This window comes from Methanococcus mangrovi (genome assembly GCF_054506835.1).
This window is the reverse complement of the sequence record NZ_CP197114.1, coordinates 856,648-873,375: the sequence shown is the minus strand read 5'-3', so window position 1 is coordinate 873,375 and position 16,728 is coordinate 856,648. Positions and strand designations below refer to the sequence as shown.

General features: G+C 32.9%; 20 protein-coding genes. 14 read left to right on the top strand and 6 right to left on the bottom strand.

The features are described from left to right. The first annotated feature begins 13 nt into the window (after positions 1-13). The 8 genes from pyrC to trpA all read left to right on the top strand — a co-directional run bounded on the left by pyrC (position 14) and on the right by trpA (position 7,739). Complete coding sequence (gene pyrC / locus ACS5L2_RS04720) at positions 14-1,270, top strand: dihydroorotase (protein WP_459200884.1); 1,257 nt, start codon at positions 14-16, stop codon at positions 1,268-1,270. 330 nt (positions 1,271-1,600) lie between these two features. After that, positions 1,601-2,290 (top strand): indole-3-glycerol phosphate synthase TrpC, encoded by a 690-nt coding sequence (gene trpC / locus ACS5L2_RS04715; protein ID WP_459200883.1) that lies wholly within the window; start codon positions 1,601-1,603, stop codon positions 2,288-2,290. Continuing rightward, positions 2,290-3,255, top strand: a complete 966-nt coding sequence (trpD, locus tag ACS5L2_RS04710) for an anthranilate phosphoribosyltransferase (RefSeq protein ID WP_459200882.1) — start codon at positions 2,290-2,292, stop codon at positions 3,253-3,255. Before trpC ends, trpD begins: the two co-directional genes overlap by 1 nt. Then, entirely contained in the window at positions 3,248-4,567 is a 1,320-nt protein-coding gene (locus ACS5L2_RS04705) for an anthranilate synthase component I (RefSeq protein ID WP_459200881.1), read from the top strand. The genes trpD and ACS5L2_RS04705 overlap by 8 nt, the downstream gene beginning before the upstream one ends. Then, the gene (locus ACS5L2_RS04700) at positions 4,548-5,144 is read left to right on the top strand and encodes an aminodeoxychorismate/anthranilate synthase component II (protein WP_459200880.1); all 597 of its coding nucleotides are present in this window, start codon (positions 4,548-4,550) and stop codon (positions 5,142-5,144) included. Before ACS5L2_RS04705 ends, ACS5L2_RS04700 begins: the two co-directional genes overlap by 20 nt. A 10-nt stretch (positions 5,145-5,154) precedes the next feature. Continuing rightward, complete coding sequence (locus ACS5L2_RS04695; RefSeq protein WP_459200879.1) at positions 5,155-5,781, top strand: phosphoribosylanthranilate isomerase; 627 nt, start codon at positions 5,155-5,157, stop codon at positions 5,779-5,781. Further along, entirely contained in the window at positions 5,778-6,962 is a 1,185-nt protein-coding gene (gene trpB / locus ACS5L2_RS04690) for a tryptophan synthase subunit beta (protein WP_459200878.1), read from the top strand. Before ACS5L2_RS04695 ends, trpB begins: the two co-directional genes overlap by 4 nt. After that, positions 6,963-7,739, top strand: coding sequence for a tryptophan synthase subunit alpha (gene trpA, locus ACS5L2_RS04685; protein WP_459200877.1), 777 nt, complete (start codon positions 6,963-6,965; stop codon positions 7,737-7,739). It begins immediately after the preceding gene. Between the two features lie 20 nt (positions 7,740-7,759). On the opposite strand, the gene ACS5L2_RS04680 is transcribed toward trpA, so the two are convergent. Beyond that, the gene (locus ACS5L2_RS04680; protein WP_459200876.1) at positions 7,760-8,980 is read right to left on the bottom strand and encodes an Nre family DNA repair protein; all 1,221 of its coding nucleotides are present in this window, start codon (positions 8,978-8,980) and stop codon (positions 7,760-7,762) included. A 215-nt stretch (positions 8,981-9,195) separates the two neighbouring features. Between ACS5L2_RS04680 and ACS5L2_RS04675 the strand changes: the two genes are divergently transcribed. Together ACS5L2_RS04675 and ACS5L2_RS04670 are read left to right on the top strand one after the other, a co-directional pair. Further along, positions 9,196-9,444, top strand: coding sequence for a hypothetical protein (locus ACS5L2_RS04675; RefSeq protein WP_459202609.1), 249 nt, complete (start codon positions 9,196-9,198; stop codon positions 9,442-9,444). After that, positions 9,441-10,028 (top strand): LysO family transporter, encoded by a 588-nt coding sequence (locus ACS5L2_RS04670; RefSeq protein ID WP_459202608.1) that lies wholly within the window; start codon positions 9,441-9,443, stop codon positions 10,026-10,028. The genes ACS5L2_RS04675 and ACS5L2_RS04670 overlap by 4 nt, the downstream gene beginning before the upstream one ends. 82 nt (positions 10,029-10,110) lie before the next feature. Here ACS5L2_RS04670 and ACS5L2_RS04665 read toward each other — a convergent pair whose 3' ends face one another. Both ACS5L2_RS04665 and ACS5L2_RS04660 read right to left on the bottom strand, forming a co-directional pair. Further along, positions 10,111-11,028 carry a right-handed parallel beta-helix repeat-containing protein gene (locus tag ACS5L2_RS04665; RefSeq protein ID WP_459202607.1) on the bottom strand — a complete coding sequence of 306 codons (918 nt, stop codon included), beginning with the start codon at positions 11,026-11,028 and terminating at the stop codon, positions 10,111-10,113. Positions 11,029-11,476: 448 nt separating this feature from the next. Beyond that, positions 11,477-12,136: a NosD domain-containing protein gene (locus ACS5L2_RS04660; RefSeq protein ID WP_459202606.1), complete on the bottom strand. Its 660-nt coding sequence runs from the start codon at positions 12,134-12,136 to the stop codon at positions 11,477-11,479. A gap of 659 nt (positions 12,137-12,795) precedes the next feature. On the opposite strand from ACS5L2_RS04660, the gene ACS5L2_RS04655 reads away from it, so the two are divergent. The 4 genes from ACS5L2_RS04655 (at position 12,796) to ACS5L2_RS04640 (ending at position 14,234) form a co-directional block, all read left to right on the top strand. Then, on the top strand, positions 12,796-13,059 hold the full coding sequence (locus ACS5L2_RS04655; RefSeq protein WP_459202605.1) for a rubredoxin-like domain-containing protein: 264 nt from the start codon (positions 12,796-12,798) through the stop codon (positions 13,057-13,059). Between the two features lie 150 nt (positions 13,060-13,209). After that, complete coding sequence (locus ACS5L2_RS04650; RefSeq protein ID WP_459202604.1) at positions 13,210-13,641, top strand: hypothetical protein; 432 nt, start codon at positions 13,210-13,212, stop codon at positions 13,639-13,641. Between the two features lie 9 nt (positions 13,642-13,650). Beyond that, entirely contained in the window at positions 13,651-14,037 is a 387-nt protein-coding gene (locus ACS5L2_RS04645; protein WP_459202603.1) for a hypothetical protein, read from the top strand. Next, positions 14,034-14,234 (top strand): helix-turn-helix transcriptional regulator, encoded by a 201-nt coding sequence (locus ACS5L2_RS04640; RefSeq protein WP_459202602.1) that lies wholly within the window; start codon positions 14,034-14,036, stop codon positions 14,232-14,234. Before ACS5L2_RS04645 ends, ACS5L2_RS04640 begins: the two co-directional genes overlap by 4 nt. 119 nt (positions 14,235-14,353) lie before the next feature. On the opposite strand, the gene ACS5L2_RS04635 is transcribed toward ACS5L2_RS04640, so the two are convergent. The 3 genes from ACS5L2_RS04635 to ACS5L2_RS04625 are packed head-to-tail and all read right to left on the bottom strand — an operon-like array spanning position 14,354 to position 16,728. Next, positions 14,354-14,875 carry a hypothetical protein gene (locus tag ACS5L2_RS04635; protein ID WP_459202601.1) on the bottom strand — a complete coding sequence of 174 codons (522 nt, stop codon included), beginning with the start codon at positions 14,873-14,875 and terminating at the stop codon, positions 14,354-14,356. Between the two features lie 29 nt (positions 14,876-14,904). Further along, on the bottom strand, positions 14,905-15,063 hold the full coding sequence (locus tag ACS5L2_RS04630) for a hypothetical protein (RefSeq protein ID WP_459202600.1): 159 nt from the start codon (positions 15,061-15,063) through the stop codon (positions 14,905-14,907). 57 nt (positions 15,064-15,120) lie between these two features. Next, positions 15,121-16,728 (bottom strand): DUF2226 domain-containing protein, encoded by a 1,608-nt coding sequence (locus ACS5L2_RS04625; RefSeq protein ID WP_459202599.1) that lies wholly within the window; start codon positions 16,726-16,728, stop codon positions 15,121-15,123.

The following is a 16,728-nucleotide window of genomic DNA, read 5'->3' as shown; positions in this document are numbered from 1 at the left end:
TGTTGTGGGAAAAATGGTACTTTTAAAAAATGGAAAAATCGTGTCAGACGATAAAATAACCGAATCTGATATTTTAATTGAAGATGGGATTATTCAGAAAATCGAAAAAAATATTGATTATTCTGGTGAAATAATTGATTTAAAAGGAAATTATGTTTTTCCAGGGTTGATTGACGCACACGTTCATTTTCGTTGGGGAAATCCCGAAAAGGAAGATTTTGTGTCGGGAAGTGAAGCTGCAATTGCCGGGGGAATCGTTTATGCAATAGATATGCCAAATAACACGCCTCCTGTGACTACAAAAGAAATATTTTACAAAAAAATGAAAGAAGGAAATGAAAAAAGCAAGATAAACCTGTATTACGCTTATGGGGTTACTGAAAACAACTATTTAGAAAATGTTGAAGAAGCGAAATTTTATAAAATATTCATGGTAAAGTCAGTTGGCGACCTTTTTATAAGCGATTACTCAAAATTAAGAGAAATTCTTGACCAAAATAAGATTTTTGCAATTCACGCAGAACACAAAAATATAATTTCAGAAAATTCCAAAAAATACGAATTAAATAGTTTCGAAAATCACTGTAAAATTAGATGTCGAGAAAGCGAGATCGAAGCAGTTATAAAAGTTTTGGAAATTTTAGAAAAAATCGATAAAGAAAGTAAAAATAAACCTCACGTTCATTTTTGCCATATTTCCGTTAAAGAAGCACTTGATTTAATAAAAAATGCCAAAAAAACTTTTAAAAATGTAAAAGTTACTGTTGAAGTGTCTCCCCACCACCTATTCTTAAATTCAAAAATGGCCGAAGATTTGAAAGGATGTGGAAAATTTAACCCCCCATTAAGAGAAAAAGAAGATAATCAGGCGCTATTAAATGGAATTATCGATGGAACTGTTGATGTTGTTGCAACTGACCACGCACCCCATTTAATTGATGAAAAATTAAATGTGGTCGAAAACTGCCCTTCAGGAATTCCTGGAATCGAAACACTTGTTCCATTGATAATGAATTTAGTAAATGAAGGAAAAATTTCAATTTTTGATGCATACAGAGTTTTATCAAAAAATCCTTCAGAAATTTTCAAGATAAATAATAAAATTGAAGTTGGAAATAGTGCGAATATGACTGTTGTCGATATGGACAAAGAATACAACATATCTGCTAAAGATTTTAAATCAAAGGCTAAATTTACTCCGTTTGAAGGAAAAACTGTCAAAGGAAAGCCTTTTGCAACATTGGTTAATGGGAAGATATATATATTATAATCTTTCTAAAAGATATTATAATATATAATCTATAATGGTGGTAAAAAATGACGTATCGGTTGGAACAGTCGGAAATAAAAGTCGAATCATTCTGTAAATTAAGTTCATTTGAAAGTGTTGTTTTATTCCAGTGGTGGCAGTAATCACTGTGTAATTTGTTAGTGGACGCTATAGTCTGTTTAATTAGTATTTTGCAGTTGTTATCAAGAATTTAAAGATATCAGTATAGTTAATATCAATATATCTAACAATACGGATTAATATAAAAATTCTAAGTATCGACTACACGGTTCATCAATTTAATCAAAGTTTAAATTTTAGGGGACAATCATGACCATAAATTTTAAAAAACAGGCAAATGCCATAAAAAATTTCAACAAAAATCCAATAATTGCAGAAATCAAAGTTCATTCTCCAAAATATGGCGATTTGTTGAAAGGAAGATCTGAAATGGATATTTTAAGAATATATGAAGAAGCTGGAGCAGTTGGAATTTCATATATTACGGACAAACAGCATTTTAACGGAAACTTTGATATGTTTAGAAAAATCTGCGAAAACACAGAACTTCCGGTTTTAAGAAAAGATTTTCTAACAACAAAAGACGAAATCGAAAAAACAGCAAGTGCTGGGGGAAGCACAGTTTTGATAATTGCAAGATTGTTGAAAGAAAAAACAGCAGAATTTGTAGATTTTGCACTTGAATGCGGGCTTGATACGCTTGTTGAAGTTCATAACACAAAAGAAATTGAAATTGCTAAAAATACGAATACAACAATGATTGGAATAAACAACAGGGATATTTCAAAATTGGAACTCGATGATGGAACTGTCTCATTAACTGAAAAACTTGCAGATTTAATTCCAAAAGACAGGATTCTTGTCAGTGAAAGTGGAATTGCTAATTTAACCGATTTGAAAATTGCATTAAAATATGCAGATGCTGCACTAATTGGAACATCATTCATGACAGCCGAAAACCAAAAAGAGTTCGTAAAAAGTTTTGTTGAGGGAAAATAATGTTAAACAAAATAATTGAACGTGAAAACTTATCATTTGAAGAATCATATGAATTATTCAATATGCTTTTGAATGAAAGTGAAATGAGAATAGCAGCTTATTTGGTAGCATTGCAGACAAAAGGAGTTACTGCTGATGAAATTGCAGGATTCGCAAAAGCAATGAGGGATAATGCAGTAAAAATTGACCTTGGAGAAGTTACCGACACTTGCGGAACTGGTGGAGATGGCTCAAAAACAATAAACGTGAGCACCGCAGTTTCGATAATTCTTTCATGTTTTACAAAAGTTGCAAAACACGGAAACGTTTCAATTACTTCAAAGAGCGGTTCAGCAAACGTTTATGAAGCTTTGGGATGTAAAATTCCAGAAACTCCAAATGATGCGAAAGTTTCAATGGATAAGACGAATTTTGCATTTTTATTCGCTCCAAAATACCACCCTGCGCTTAAAAGGATAATGCCTGTAAGAAACGAATTGAAAATAAAAACAATATTTAACATTTTAGGGCCGTTAGCAAACCCTGCAAACCCGAAATACCAGATACTCGGAGTAAATTCCCCAGAACTTTCTGAAAAAGTAGCAATTGCGTTATCAAAAGTTGGCGGCGTTAAAAAAGCACTTGTGGTATATGGTAATGGACTTGATGAGTTAAATCCAAATGGAGCTTCAAAGATAACTGAATATGATGGAAAATTTGACACTTACGAAGTAACGCCAAAAGACTTTGGATTGGACTTTGCAAAAATAATTCCTTGTGAAAGCCCGGACGAAAGTGCAAAAAGATTAATCGATGTATTTTCTGGAAAAATCAATGAAGACAGGAATTTTATACTTATGAATGCGGCAGCTGCACTTTATGCATCAGAAATCGCTTCTGACTTTTTAGATGGCGTAGAAATTGCAAAAAATGCAATTGATTCAGGAAAAGTCCTTAAAAAGCTCGAGGAGATAAGAAATGTATAAGTTGGATTACGTAAACCCGTTAAAACTCTACGGGGTTTTACGGGAAGAAGGAAAATATCCAGTAATGCTTGAATCAAGGGCTAAAGGGCAAATTAATGCAAGATACACATACATTTCTTCAAATCCCGAATACATGCTCAGAATCGGGAATAAAACCAAAATGGATAACGAAACAATTTCAAAAGAAAGTAATCCATTCAAAGCATTAAAAGAAAACTTTAAAATTACTCAAAAAGGCGACAGATTTACCGGAGGATATGTCGGATACGTTGCATATGACTGTATTCATAACTACATCGGCGGAAAAATTGAGGAACCTTCTGTATTTGGATATTACGACCACATGTATGTTTACGACCACGAAACAAATAATTTTTACTATCATTCTGAAACGAATAATCCTGAAGAATTAAGAAATGCTGAAACAACTGTTGAAAAAGCAAAAAATTTTAAAATTGAAGAAGAAGATGGTGGAATTGAAGTTTTAGGGTGTGACGCAGATCTCGATGATTATGTAAAAATGGTTGAAAAAACTAAAGAATACATTTATTCAGGAGACGCTTTTCAGGTTGTTCCTTCAAGAGAATATCGCTTGAAAAATGAATTTTCTGCATTTCAACTTTACAGAAATCTTAGAAACGTAAATCCAAGCCCTTACATGTTTTTACTTGAATTTGACAAGGACGTTGTTGGAGCTTCTCCAGAAACAATGGCTTCAGTTCAAAACAATATCTTAAAAGTAAACCCGATTGCAGGAACTGCCCCAATTGGAAAAACTGAAAGTGAAACTCAAAAATTGGCAGAAGCACTTTTAAAAGATGAAAAAGAGCGAGCAGAACACATGATGCTTGTAGACCTTGCAAGAAACGATGTTAGAAAAGTTTCAAAATCTGGAAGCATTGTACTTGAAAGATTTTTTGATGTTGTAAGGTACAGCCATGTTCAGCATATCGAAAGTGAAGTGCTTGGAACATTAAAAGATAATTCAACAATATTTGATGCAATAGAAGCTGCATTCCCGGCAGGAACATTAACCGGAGCTCCAAAATTTAGGGCAATGGAAATTATTGACGAAGTTGAAAAATCAAGAAGAAAAATTTACGGCGGAGCTGTCGGTTATTTCTCAAACAGTGGCAATGCGGACCTTGCAATCGGAATTAGAATGGCAGAAATTGACAGCGTTTGTCGAGTAAGGGCAGGCGGAGGAGTTGTTGCTGACTCGATACCTGAAAATGAATACTACGAAACAGAGCGGAAAATGGCCGCAATGATGAAAGCATTAGGTGTTCGAAATGATAGTGATAATAGATAATAAAGATTCGTTTGTATGGAATTTGGCAGACTATGCATCGATTTATGATTCTGTAAAAGTTGTTCCAAACACGATTTCAATTTCTGAGTTGAAAAAATTAAATCCTGATGGAATAATTATTTCACCTGGTCCCGGGGCTCCAGAAAATAAAAGAGACGTCGAAAACTGTCCTGAAATTATAAAAACTATGGATGTACCAGTTCTTGGAGTATGTCTTGGCCACCAGACGATTGCACACATATTTGGTGGAAAAGTTGGAAGAATTCCTCCGGTTCATGGAAAATCGAGTTCTGTAACGCATGATTCAAAAGGAATCTTTAAAAATGTGAAAAATCCATTCACTGCCGGAAGATATCATTCTCTGTCAGTTTTAGAAGTTCCAGAAAATTTCACAGTTACTGCAACAACTGAAGACGGAACCGTCATGGGAATAAGGCACAATGATATGCCAATCGAAGGAGTTCAATTCCATCCTGAAAGTGTATTAACAGAATTTGAAGAAAAAGAAGGGCTAAAAATTATTGAAAATTTTGTAAATTTTGCAAAAAATTATAAATCTTCAAAAAAGGAAATTTAAGTGAAAAATCATGTTCATAAAAATTTGTGGAATAAAAACTCCAGAAGAACTCGAAATTGTTGAAAATTACGGCAACGCTACAGGGATAATTTTGGAATGTTCTTCAAAAAGAAGAATTGGCCTTGAAACAGCAAAAAATCTTGTAAATTTAGCAAATATTCCAGTATTTGCAGTTTCAACAACGTCTGACGTTTCAGTATGGAAAAATATTATTGAATTGACTGGTACAAATTATTTACAGATGCATTCAGATATCGACCAAAAAGCAATAGATTTCATAAAAAATGAGTACGGATGTTTTATAATGAAATCGTTTAAAGTTCCTGAAACAAGCAAATCACCTGAAAGTGATGCTGAAAAAATTATTTCAGAAATTGAAACTTATGAAGTTGATAGAATTTTATTGGATACTGGAAAAGGATGTGGACAAACTCACGACCACAGGATAAGTCAGATAATTGCAAAAAAGTTTGATATCGTTCTTGCAGGTGGCCTTGATCCAGATAATGTGTTGAAAATTGTAAAAACTGTAAAACCGTTTGGAGTTGACGTTTCAAGCGGAGTCGAGAATAATAATTCAAAGGATGAAGAATTGATAAAAAGATTTTGTGAAAATGTAAACTCGGTGAAATTATGAAGTGTGAAGGATACTTTGGAGAATTTGGTGGGCAGTTTATCCCTGAAGTTTTGATGCCTGCAATTGACGAGCTCAAAGAAGCATATTTTGAATTGAAAGACGACGAAGACTTTCAAAATGAACTTTCTTACTATTTAAAAAATTATGCAGGGCGTGAAACACCGCTCTACTATGCTGAAAATTTGACCAAAAAGCTTGGCGGTGCAAAAATCTACTTAAAAAGAGAAGATTTACTTCACGGTGGAGCTCACAAAACGAACAATACACTTGGTCAGGCATTACTTGCTAAAAAAATGGGTAAAACAAGAATAATTGCAGAAACAGGTGCAGGACAGCACGGTGTTGGAACTTCAATGGCAGGCGCTTTGTTTGGACTTGAAACTGAAATTTTCATGGGAAGGCTCGATACAGAAAGACAGCAACCAAACGTATTTAGAATGAAACTTCTTGGAGCAAAAGTTACACCTGTCGATACAGGTTCAAAAGTTTTAAAAGATGCGGTAAACGAAGCAATGAGAAACTGGACTGCAACATTTGAAAATACACACTATCTAATCGGAACTGTTATGGGGCCACACCCATTCCCAACAATTGTAAGGGATTTTCAGTCAGTAATTGGAAAAGAAGTTAAAAAACAAATCATGGAACAGGAAGGAAGACTTCCAGACCACTTAGTTGCATGTATTGGTGGTGGAAGCAACGCGCTTGGTTTATTCCATGCATTTATTCAAGATAAAGACGTTAGAATGGTTGGAATCGAAGCTGCAGGAAAAGGACTTAACACAAGTCTTCACGGAGCATCCATTTCAAAAGGAAAGAAAGGGGTTCTTCACGGAATGCTTTCATACTTTTTACAGGATGAAGATGGGCAGATTGAAGAAGCATACAGTATTTCAGCAGGACTTGATTACCCTGGAATCGGCCCAGAACACGCATACCTTTACGAATCGAAACGGGCAGAATATGCATCAGCAACCGATGAACAGGCATTAAACGCATTTATGGAACTTACAAGAAGTGAAGGTATAATTCCAGCTTTGGAATCATCACACGCGGTAGCTTATGCGATTGAAAATGCAGGAAACATGGATAAAGATGAAATAATGGTCATAAACCTTTCAGGAAGGGGCGACAAGGATTTAAACACCGTAATCGACATCATGCAAAAAAGAGGGATGTAAATGAGTAAGCCAGTTTTAGTCAGTTTTTTAGTTTCGGGAGACCCAAATCCCGATGCAACATTGAAATTTATGAAAACACTCGATAAATATTCGGGAGTAATCGAACTTGGAATTCCATTCAGCGACCCTGTTGCAGACGGTCCAACAATTCAGGCAGCAGATGTAAGGGCACTTTCAAACGGATTTAAAATTGCAAAATCTTTTGAAGTGTTGAAAGAATTCAGAAAAGAGTCAGATACTCCTGTAATTTTGATGACTTACTATAATCCTGTATATAACCGGGGAATCGAGAACTTTGTAATTAGTGCAAAAGAAGCAGGTGCAAATGGACTTGTTATTGTTGATTTGCCACTTCAAGAAGCAACGGAATATCGAGAAATCTGTAAAAAACATGAAATGGGAACGGTATTTCTTGCAGCACCAAACACTCCAGAAGAACGTTTAAAAATATCTGATGAAGCAAGCACTGAATTTTTGTACCTTATTTCAACCTTTGGAATAACCGGTGCAAGAGATACCTTCGAACAGATGACATTTGATTTTATCAAGAGGGCAAGAACAACCTGTAAAGGAAAAATCTGCGTTGGATTTGGAATTTCAAAAGGAAGTCATGCAGAAAGTTTAATTGAGCAAGGCGCTGATGGAGTAATTGTTGGAAGTGCGTTTGTAGATATTATTAAAAATTACGGTGATTCAGAAGAAGCACTTGTTAAATTAGAAGAACTTGCAAAAGAATTAAGTGAAGGAATAGAAAAAGGATACGAAAAAAGAAAATAACTAAAAAATTAATTGAAAAATTAAAAGAACTTATCAAGGGTAACCTGCCTTTGATTGCTCTTTAAAATCTTACTTTTTGTTTCATAGTCCTTCATTGGAACATCAAGGTATTTTTTTATTTCTTCAAGTGCCGATTTTAAGTTATTAAATTTACCAAGTCTATTTTCCATTGCAAGTTTTACGCCGGTCCTAATCTGCCAGACTCCAACTGGCGCGTAGTATTCTGGCGTAATTTCTCTAAATACGAGAATTTTTGCCTGTTTTTTTCTTTTTTTAAGATATTCTAAAATGCTGAGTCGGCCTGCATAAAATGCACCGGTTATTTCATCAGCGTATCCTTTCATTCCAGTAATGTCTTCAAAGTCCCCCAAAATCTGGTAATTTTCACCACTGAAGAGTGATCCTTTAAGCCAAACTTCAAGCATCTCAAATGCGTACATGTCAGGAATTAACAGCACCGCATATCTATTCCCGAGGAAATTTTTATAATAAACTTCATAATCGTTGATTTGGTTATTTTCTAATATTTTTTTCTTTACGTGCTTTCCAAGCAAATCCTGAGCAGCAGTTATGCTCCATTTTGTTGGAACGAGTTTTTTATTTATTCCAAGAAGTCCAGTTGAAAGAAGTTTTATTATGTAGTATTCATCAAAACCTGAATCGTAAAGTGAAATCATCCCTTCATTAGCTTTTAATTCATCATTTACAATATAATCTGATTTTCGAGGGATTTTCGGGTTTTCTGCAAGTCTGAATTTTAACATGCTTTCTCTTGGACCGACCGGGGGTGTAAATCCACCAGTTATCAATTCAAGTTTTGGAGCTTTTTTAAGTTCAATTTCGCTGTCAACGGGTTTATTTGCCATTGCAAGTTCTTGAATATTATTTAAGAAATTTGAATTTTTATTCACTTGTACATTCGCATTGGTTTCGCCCATAACAAGCATTGAACGGTATTCCATGATTTCAGGAATCGAAATATTATCCCACCGACTTGGATCGTCCATAAAAGAAGTATCTCCTTCTACGGGTGGGACCATTGGCCCGATTCTGACATTCGGGTATCCAAATTCTCCAACAAAAACGGAAGGGGGAGACGCTCCAAAAATTTCCTTTTTATTTATTTTAGATTCAACAGATTTTGCAACCCTAAATTTTTCAAGTATCGGGCAGCGGGGCCTTCCACAAAGCAGTTTTCTACCCTTACAAAGAGCGCATGTTTTTGACCGGAAAAGTTCCATAAAATCCCTTTGAAATTTTTAAATTACAACTTTCAAATTTATCCATAATTTGGCCTTTTTTTATAAATAATCTTTATGCATTCACTTAATTTAAACTTTTTTTAGATTTTTCGTAAACTTTGAAAGATTTAGATGTATTTGGTTGGTTTTACAAAGATATATAAGTTAATGTGACTAAATGTATAGTCTTAACTTCAAAAAATAGGGCGATTCTGATGAATATAATTTATATCTTAATAGCAGGCTTGATAGTTGGCTATTTATTCAAGAGTAAATTTGAAAAAATCGATTTATCAAAACCAACGAACTTAGCACTCCTTCTTTTGATATTTTTCATGGGTGTTGAAGCTGGAAAAGTCGATTTAGATGCATTTTCAACATTTGTGGTCTCGATGGAATTTTCAGTTATTGTAATGGTTGTAAGCCTAATTACTGCCGTATTTTTGGGGGGTAGATTCAAGTGAATTTTACAGTTTTAGTTTTAATCGCCCTAATTTTGGGATTTATCGTTGGAAGAATGGTTGGAATAGATTTTGGAAATATGTACGAGATAATGCTCTACATCCAGATTTTGTTAATCGGAATCGACCTTGGAAAAAGCAGTGGGCTTAGAGGCGTTAAAAAAGTTGGAAAATTTGGAATATTACTTCCGTTATTTACGATTATCGGGTCATTAATTGGCGGAATAATTGCATCAATTGTTTTAAATATTCCTGTAAAATATGCACTCGCAATTGCATCAGGTATGGGCTGGTACAGTCTTTGTGGGCCAATTTTAGCAAAATATTCTGCAATTTATGGAGTAATGGGATTTTTGGTAAATCTTGCAAGAGAAGTTTTGACAATTATCGGGTATTCATTTGTAATAAAAAAGTTTCCAAAAGATATGGCAATCACGCTTGGTGGTGGAACTACGATGGATTCAACACTTCCAATAATTGTTAAATTTGGCGGAAAAGACATAATGATTCTTTCATTTGTCCACGGATTTATATTAACACTTTTAATTCCATTTATAACGCCGTTTATACTAATGCTCCCGCTATAATAATTCTATTATTTATTTTTTTAAATAGTATTTCATGCATCATAATCAAATTAAACTGCTTTTTAAAAATTAAAAAAGATATTTAGATTATGTTTGTGGTATTGTACTTATTTCCAGACTCTTTGAGGTCTATATTATCGATAATTTCTAAATCTGTGCCGTAACTTGAAATTTTATTTCCATGGATGTCGCAGTTTTCTGAGTTGTAAACACCCATTCCAAGCCACAAAGCATCTACAATGTTATTTGCAGTTATTTTAGCGTTTGTGGCTGAAGATATCAACATGCCTTGATAAGCATTTATAATGTTATTTGAAGTTACTTTTGGATTTACGGCATTATATAGATATATGCCTTGAGTATTATTTATTACGTTATTTGAAGTTATTTTGACATCTGTGGAACCTCCTGGAAACGCAATTCCAAAATATGAACTAATAACTTCATTATTTACTACTTCGACGTTTGTTACCGGCATTGTAGTTGGTGCAAACGAAGGGGATACATATAGAGGATATGTGCATTCACAAATGCTATTTTGTTCTATCATGATATTTTCGCATCCACCATATATTCCAATACCATCTTCATCACTGTTTGGAATGTTATTTTTAAATATGGTACTGTCTGACACGCCCATAAAGCATATCCCTGATGCAAGTCCACTAATATTCATATCTTTAATCATGAGCCCAGAAACGTATAGTGCTCGCACCCCACAATCTTCTGTAAAACCGTTATGGATGTAGTCTCCTTCAATATAATGCCCATTCCCATCAAGTGTTACGTTATCTGCAAGTATTTCTATTACTGGTCCATTCAAACCAGATGCAGATACATTTAATAGATATTTCCCAGAGTCAGTTATGGCGTACGGTAATGAATTTATGTATACCGTATTTGTTCCAGGGTCTCCCCCTGTTGCAGCGTATGTAATTGACATGCTCACAAATACTGCGAGAGCCAAGGCTATCAGTGATTTATAACCAATCTTAGTCATTTTTAATTCACCCCCGTGTTTACAATTAGTTTTATTCTTTTATTATTATTTAAAATTAATCAAAAAACGTTTATAACGCTTTAATACCGTAATAACTAATTTATAATATTATTTATTAAAAAATAACTATTATAAAACGTATTTGCGGAGTATAATGTTTTAAATGTAAATTTATCAAATGACTAAATTTTAACAAAAAATAGTTTAAAAAAGTCTTTCTTTTTAAGGTATGGTAAAATGAGTTTTTATTCCACAGGGGTGTCTGTTGGAATGACTAAGATAAACTCATTTACCCACACATACCCACCACTGACTGTAATTTTCAGAGGCATATTGTATTTTGTTGGTCATGATATATACAATTTAACACGATAAAATTACAATTTTAAATTTTCAAAAAAGCTTATTTTCGTTTAAAAATTGGAAAAAGAGAAAAATATTTAATTTATTATTCTGTAATTTCATTTCCACTTATGTCATTATAGTCCCCGAAATCGTCAATGTCTTCTGCTTCGTTTCCATGTACTTTGTTGTAATCGGATCTCCAGTCAATTTTGATTTCTTCATTAATATCGTTTGCAATTATTTTGTTGCAGTCCGATTTTTCAAGGTATATTCCTTTCCATTTGACGTCCAAGACATTGTTAACTATTTTATTGTTTTCAGACCTGTATAATTTTATTCCCATTCCACATTTTGATATGTCATTTTGCAAGATCATACATTCTGAAGCTTTATAAAGGGATATTCCAGCTTCTGTAATTTTATATCCATAACAGCAGCAGCAAGAGTCACCTTCTATCTGCAAATCTTTTACAGTTACACCAGAGCATCGATATAGTAATACACCATAGTCGTCCCAACATTTGGGTTTAAGAGTGTACCCATTTCCATCTAATGTGACATTATCTGAGAATATTTTAATGGTTCCAGACATATTTTCAGTTAAAACATAATGTCCTGGTTCACATATGTATCGACAGCTAGAGTCATTTAGGTATATTGTATTTGTACCCTTTTCTCCACCTGTTGCAGCATATGCACAGGACATACTCACAAATACTGCTAGAGCCAAGGCTATCAGTGGCTTATATCCGACCTTAGTCATTTTTAATTCACCCCCGTGTTTACAATTAGTTTTATTCTTTTATTACTATTTAAAATTAATCAAAAAACGTTTATAACGCTTTAATAATATAATAACTAAATTATATCGTTATTACTTAAAAAATAAAAGTTAAAATGATTTAAAAATATAAAATAATGGTTTTAAAGGTAAATTGTTGGGAAAATGCATAATAAGATAGTTTTTTAATTTTAAAATTTATTTAACATTAAAATCTAAAACAACGGTTTTAAGTAATTTTAATGGTAAATAATTGTTTAAATTTTAAAAGGAGGTCATATTATCAAAAATTAGATATAGTATTTTAAAAATATTATTTTTTAGGGGTTTTGAATGGGGCTGAGTGTGCAACTATGTGGTGGTAAAATCCCTAATTTTTGCAGGATATCCTAATGAAAAACACCTGTTGACACAGCTACTTTGAAGGGCAAAATGAAGCAACGCTTTTTCGGTAAAAGTCGGAACAACAGTTATATGGGTTTAAAAAGATGGTAATACATACTGTAAAATCAAAATTGTAATTAATCTAAAAATTTATAGAATAATTTTCAATATCGCTGCTACTACCCGGCTTTATTTTTAATTTCAATAGCATTTCACTCTTACTGAGTATATTTATTAAGATATTGGGGGGTAAAATCATGGATAAAAAGTTTTTCGAATGCAAAGTTTGCGGGGACATTCATCAGGGTGAAAAAGCTCCAAATCCCTGTCCAACTTGTGGATCGAAAGATTCTCAAAATGAAATTAAAGGATATTCAATTGTAAAAAAATTTAGTGAATGCAAAGTCTGTCAAGATTTTCACTGGGGTGAAAAAGCTCCAAATCCCTGTCCAACATGCATGACTAAAGATTCCTACGTTGAAATTACAAAAGAAGAGCTTCCAGAAAAACTTGGAATGTAATACCTGTTATTTTTAAATTTTTTTAATTTTCAAACTCAACGTAAATTTTTAGTAAGTTTTATATACGTTAATGTTAACAATATCTAACACTAAGTTAGAAATAAGTAACATAATGTTTGAAATAACTAACAGTAATTTTGGTGATATCAAATGTTTGGAAAACCAGAATGGTTTGAGAGAAGAAAATATGGTGGCTGGGGACTTCATCCAAGAACATGGCAGGGCTGGCTTTATATCGTAGTAATGGTTCTACCGTATATACTATTTCAATCGCTGCCGTATTGGGACGAAACAACAAGAACTTACGTTACAGTAGCTTGGGTTTTATTTTTATTGCTCGATGTAGGACACATCATGGTTAATCTTGATAAAGATGAGCGAGAATATAAAATAGAAGCAATATCTGAAAGAAATGCTGCATGGGCAATGGTTTTACTTTTGGTTGCAGGAATAATGTATCAATCGATTATAAGTGCCATGAACCAAAGTTTTTACGTCGACTGGTTTTTAGTTGCAGCTTTATTTGGCGGAATGATTGTAAAAACGATTTCAAATTATTATCTTGAAAAATCTGAGATTTAGGTGGCAAACATGGAAAGTAAGTACAAAAATGGGCTTAGAATCGGATTTTTAATAATGCTTTTTGGAATATTTATTGAATACCTGTTTGAGTTTCACAGTTTAATAACTGCAATTTTGATAAATGCAGGAGTTATTTTAATAATTTATAATTTATATTACCACATAAAATACCGCGAAGTTCCATCAAAAGACGAAAGAATACGAAAAATTGCAAATGCAGGACTTGCCTATTCATGGGTTTTGACCTTTTTAATAATGAATCTGATATTTTGGGTAGATTACTTCAAATGGCTTGAAATAACAGTTCAACAGGTAATTGGACTAATTTATTTTGTAATGATAATTAGCGCGTTATTATTTCAGCAGTACTTTAAAAGACAGGGCGATGTTGAATGAAAACAAGGATAAAGGAATATCGGGCAAAGTACGACATGACACAAGAAGAACTTGGAAAACTTGTAGGGGTTAGAAGAGAAACCATAAGTTTTCTTGAAAAAGGAAAATATAATCCTTCCTTAAAACTTGCCCATTCAATATCAAAAGTGCTAAATGCATCGATAGATGAGCTGTTTATTTTTGAAGAAGACGAATAAAAATAATTAAAAAAAGTTTATCGAAAAACTGTTAAAATAAAAAGAAAGGCATCAGCAGATCATAAAATTGGCTCATCACAAGGTCAGCCGGGGATAACATCATCATTTGCCTTAATTTTTTAGAGGTATTGTCCTAAAATTCCACTAACTTCATTTTGAAGTTCTTTTTCATCAATTGGTTCCATTTCAATGTATGAGTTTGCAATAATGTAAAACGGCATTTCGTTCTTTTCAATTGTTGATATATATATGTATTCCTCGCCAGATTTTATGATTGTTTTTTCAACATTTCCCATAATTTTGTTTAATGTCTGGTAAATACCACTGTACTGGCCTGCAACTTCCTCAGGGTCTTTTAATGTGGAAATAATTGTTAAACCTTCTTCGTTAACAACTGTAACATCCAATAAATCGTGTGAAAGAGCAATTTCTAAAAGGTCGTATGTGTCAGATGCTTTTTCCGGATTTTTTGCAATCGCATGACTTTTTAATTTTTGAAGTCCCTCGATTACTTCAATTTCAAGCAGTTCTTTTTCTTCCTGCTGGACATGCTTTTTGTTTTTTTTCATTTTAACTAACGTATAGTATGAACCAAAAAATCCTGCACCAAGTGAAACAGTAAACAAACTTAAATTTTCCATTTTTAGACCCCTTTTGGATAGTTTATCGTTTATTTTAATTTTTGAAGTCCTTTTATTACTTCATCTTTTAGTTCTTCACGTTCTTTAGCTTTTTCTTTCTTCTTTTTTTGCAATATATATCTCAAAATCGAGAAAGAACCGATAAAACCTATTCCAACAGATATTGCGAACAGGTAGATGTTATTCATAAAAGCCCTCTGTTAAATTATGGGTATTACTATGCTATCAAGGTTATTTAATCGTTTTTATTTGTACTTGCTGTATGATGTTGTGAATTTTTCAACATTAATATTTAAAAATTCAATTTTAATGTCGTTTAAGGTTAACATGTCAGAAATGTCTTTCTTGAGTTTATCGGTATTCAAATTTCCTTTTATAAATCCAAGCATTTTTTTAGGAACTACAACAATCGAACACTTGCAGCTGTAGCCATCATCTTCAACTATTGATAAATGAACTTCAAATTCGGAAATATCCGTTACATTTTCTAAATATTCATTGATTCCATTTTTAACATTTTCTTTTATTTTGTCAAGGTTTGTTTTTTTCTCATCAGAATGTTTGACTTTTATTTTATTAAGTTCTTCTTTAAGGTCTATTTCATACCTGTTGTTTGAATTTTTCTGCTCTAATTTTTTATTATTTACAGTAATATCTGAAATTATGTCAATCACGTAGGAATCAAAGATATTTTCAACGTCTTTTTTAATTATTTTTGGATCTACAGCAAAGTTTACGCCGTAGCCTCCGTCAGATGTTGTATTAATTAAACATTTAGCAATAAATTCGCCTTCATCGTTACAATCCATTGAAAGTTCTGTGTTATATTCTAAAACGTTAGTAGTGCTTAAGTAATCGTTTATTTTTTCTAAAAGTTCGTTTTCTATCGCACTTATCTCAGTTTTTGATGGTTCAAAGACATTTTCAAGGAGGTTTTCAATCATATCTTCAGTAGGGGTTCTTATACCCAATTTTTTCATCAGTTCTTCTCTTGAAATATCTTCTTCAACTTTGACCGGATTTTCCTCTTTATAATATTCGTCTTCATCTTCATCTTCATAATCTTCTTCAATAATTTCATATATTTTTTCTATTTTTGAAGCGTATTTCGGAGTTTCTGGTTCTTTTTTTTCAATCTGTGCAGGTTTTGCAGATTTATTGGAAAGAACTGAATTGGGGTATTCTTCAATAAAGTAATCCTGTTTTGATTTGTTGTATTCGTAGATGTCTATTGCAATGCCGTCCCCTTCATCAATCATGTTTTTAAACATTTCAAAAGCGCTGTTTCCAAATGTTAATTTATTTTCTGCTTGGTAAGCCGCAGCAACTGGTAACTGTCCTTCATATGCAACGTAACATCTTAAATAATTTCCATTGACTTTTTTAAATACTTCTAAAAGGGCATATTTTCCGAGATATTTTTCAAAATCGCCTGAAATTCCAAGTTTTAGTGGTTTGCCTTCAGGGATAGAAATTCGTGAGTTGTTTGAAATAATCGCTTTCTTTTTTTCAACAACACTTTTTTTAACAGTTTCATTAGTAAAAAAGAGTTTTTCATTTGAATTTTCCATTACTGATAACATGGAATCAGTATATTCGAATACATCAACAATTGCACCAAGTTCTGCCATTTTCATGGCGTTTGAAACGGCACTGTTTCCGAAAAATTCGCCTTCGTAATCAGAATACCCGCCAATAATTTTTTTATCTTTCAAAAAAAGATGGCTTTCTTTAAATCGCCCATTGAGTTTTAACGAGAGTCGAATATGTCCTAAAAAATTATTTGGGAGTTCATCAAAAAGTTCTTTATAATTTGATCCCATTTTCACGAATTTTCCTTCTATAATTTCCAT

What these genes read in the sequence shown, in the direction of transcription:
- ACS5L2_RS04645 (WP_459202603.1), top strand. Translation starts at nt 13,651, where the DNA reads ATGGAAAGTAAGTACAAAAATGGGCTTAGAATCGGATTTTTAATAATG.
- trpC (WP_459200883.1), top strand. Translation starts at nt 1,601, where the DNA reads ATGACCATAAATTTTAAAAAACAGGCAAATGCCATAAAAAATTTCAAC.
- ACS5L2_RS04650 (WP_459202604.1), top strand. Translation starts at nt 13,210, where the DNA reads ATGTTTGGAAAACCAGAATGGTTTGAGAGAAGAAAATATGGTGGCTGG.
- ACS5L2_RS04665 (WP_459202607.1), bottom strand. Translation starts at nt 11,028, where the DNA reads ATGACTAAGATTGGTTATAAATCACTGATAGCCTTGGCTCTCGCAGTA.
- ACS5L2_RS04700 (WP_459200880.1), top strand. Translation starts at nt 4,548, where the DNA reads ATGATAGTGATAATAGATAATAAAGATTCGTTTGTATGGAATTTGGCA.
- trpD (WP_459200882.1), top strand. Translation starts at nt 2,290, where the DNA reads ATGTTAAACAAAATAATTGAACGTGAAAACTTATCATTTGAAGAATCA.
- ACS5L2_RS04660 (WP_459202606.1), bottom strand. Translation starts at nt 12,136, where the DNA reads ATGACTAAGGTCGGATATAAGCCACTGATAGCCTTGGCTCTAGCAGTA.
- ACS5L2_RS04625 (WP_459202599.1), bottom strand. Translation starts at nt 16,728, where the DNA reads ATGGAAATTATAGAAGGAAAATTCGTGAAAATGGGATCAAATTATAAA.
- pyrC (WP_459200884.1), top strand. Translation starts at nt 14, where the DNA reads ATGGTACTTTTAAAAAATGGAAAAATCGTGTCAGACGATAAAATAACC.
- ACS5L2_RS04640 (WP_459202602.1), top strand. Translation starts at nt 14,034, where the DNA reads ATGAAAACAAGGATAAAGGAATATCGGGCAAAGTACGACATGACACAA.
- ACS5L2_RS04695 (WP_459200879.1), top strand. Translation starts at nt 5,155, where the DNA reads ATGTTCATAAAAATTTGTGGAATAAAAACTCCAGAAGAACTCGAAATT.
- ACS5L2_RS04680 (WP_459200876.1), bottom strand. Translation starts at nt 8,980, where the DNA reads ATGGAACTTTTCCGGTCAAAAACATGCGCTCTTTGTAAGGGTAGAAAA.
- trpA (WP_459200877.1), top strand. Translation starts at nt 6,963, where the DNA reads ATGAGTAAGCCAGTTTTAGTCAGTTTTTTAGTTTCGGGAGACCCAAAT.
- ACS5L2_RS04630 (WP_459202600.1), bottom strand. Translation starts at nt 15,063, where the DNA reads ATGAATAACATCTACCTGTTCGCAATATCTGTTGGAATAGGTTTTATC.
- ACS5L2_RS04705 (WP_459200881.1), top strand. Translation starts at nt 3,248, where the DNA reads ATGTATAAGTTGGATTACGTAAACCCGTTAAAACTCTACGGGGTTTTA.
- ACS5L2_RS04635 (WP_459202601.1), bottom strand. Translation starts at nt 14,875, where the DNA reads ATGGAAAATTTAAGTTTGTTTACTGTTTCACTTGGTGCAGGATTTTTT.
- ACS5L2_RS04675 (WP_459202609.1), top strand. Translation starts at nt 9,196, where the DNA reads ATGAATATAATTTATATCTTAATAGCAGGCTTGATAGTTGGCTATTTA.
- ACS5L2_RS04655 (WP_459202605.1), top strand. Translation starts at nt 12,796, where the DNA reads ATGGATAAAAAGTTTTTCGAATGCAAAGTTTGCGGGGACATTCATCAG.
- trpB (WP_459200878.1), top strand. Translation starts at nt 5,778, where the DNA reads ATGAAGTGTGAAGGATACTTTGGAGAATTTGGTGGGCAGTTTATCCCT.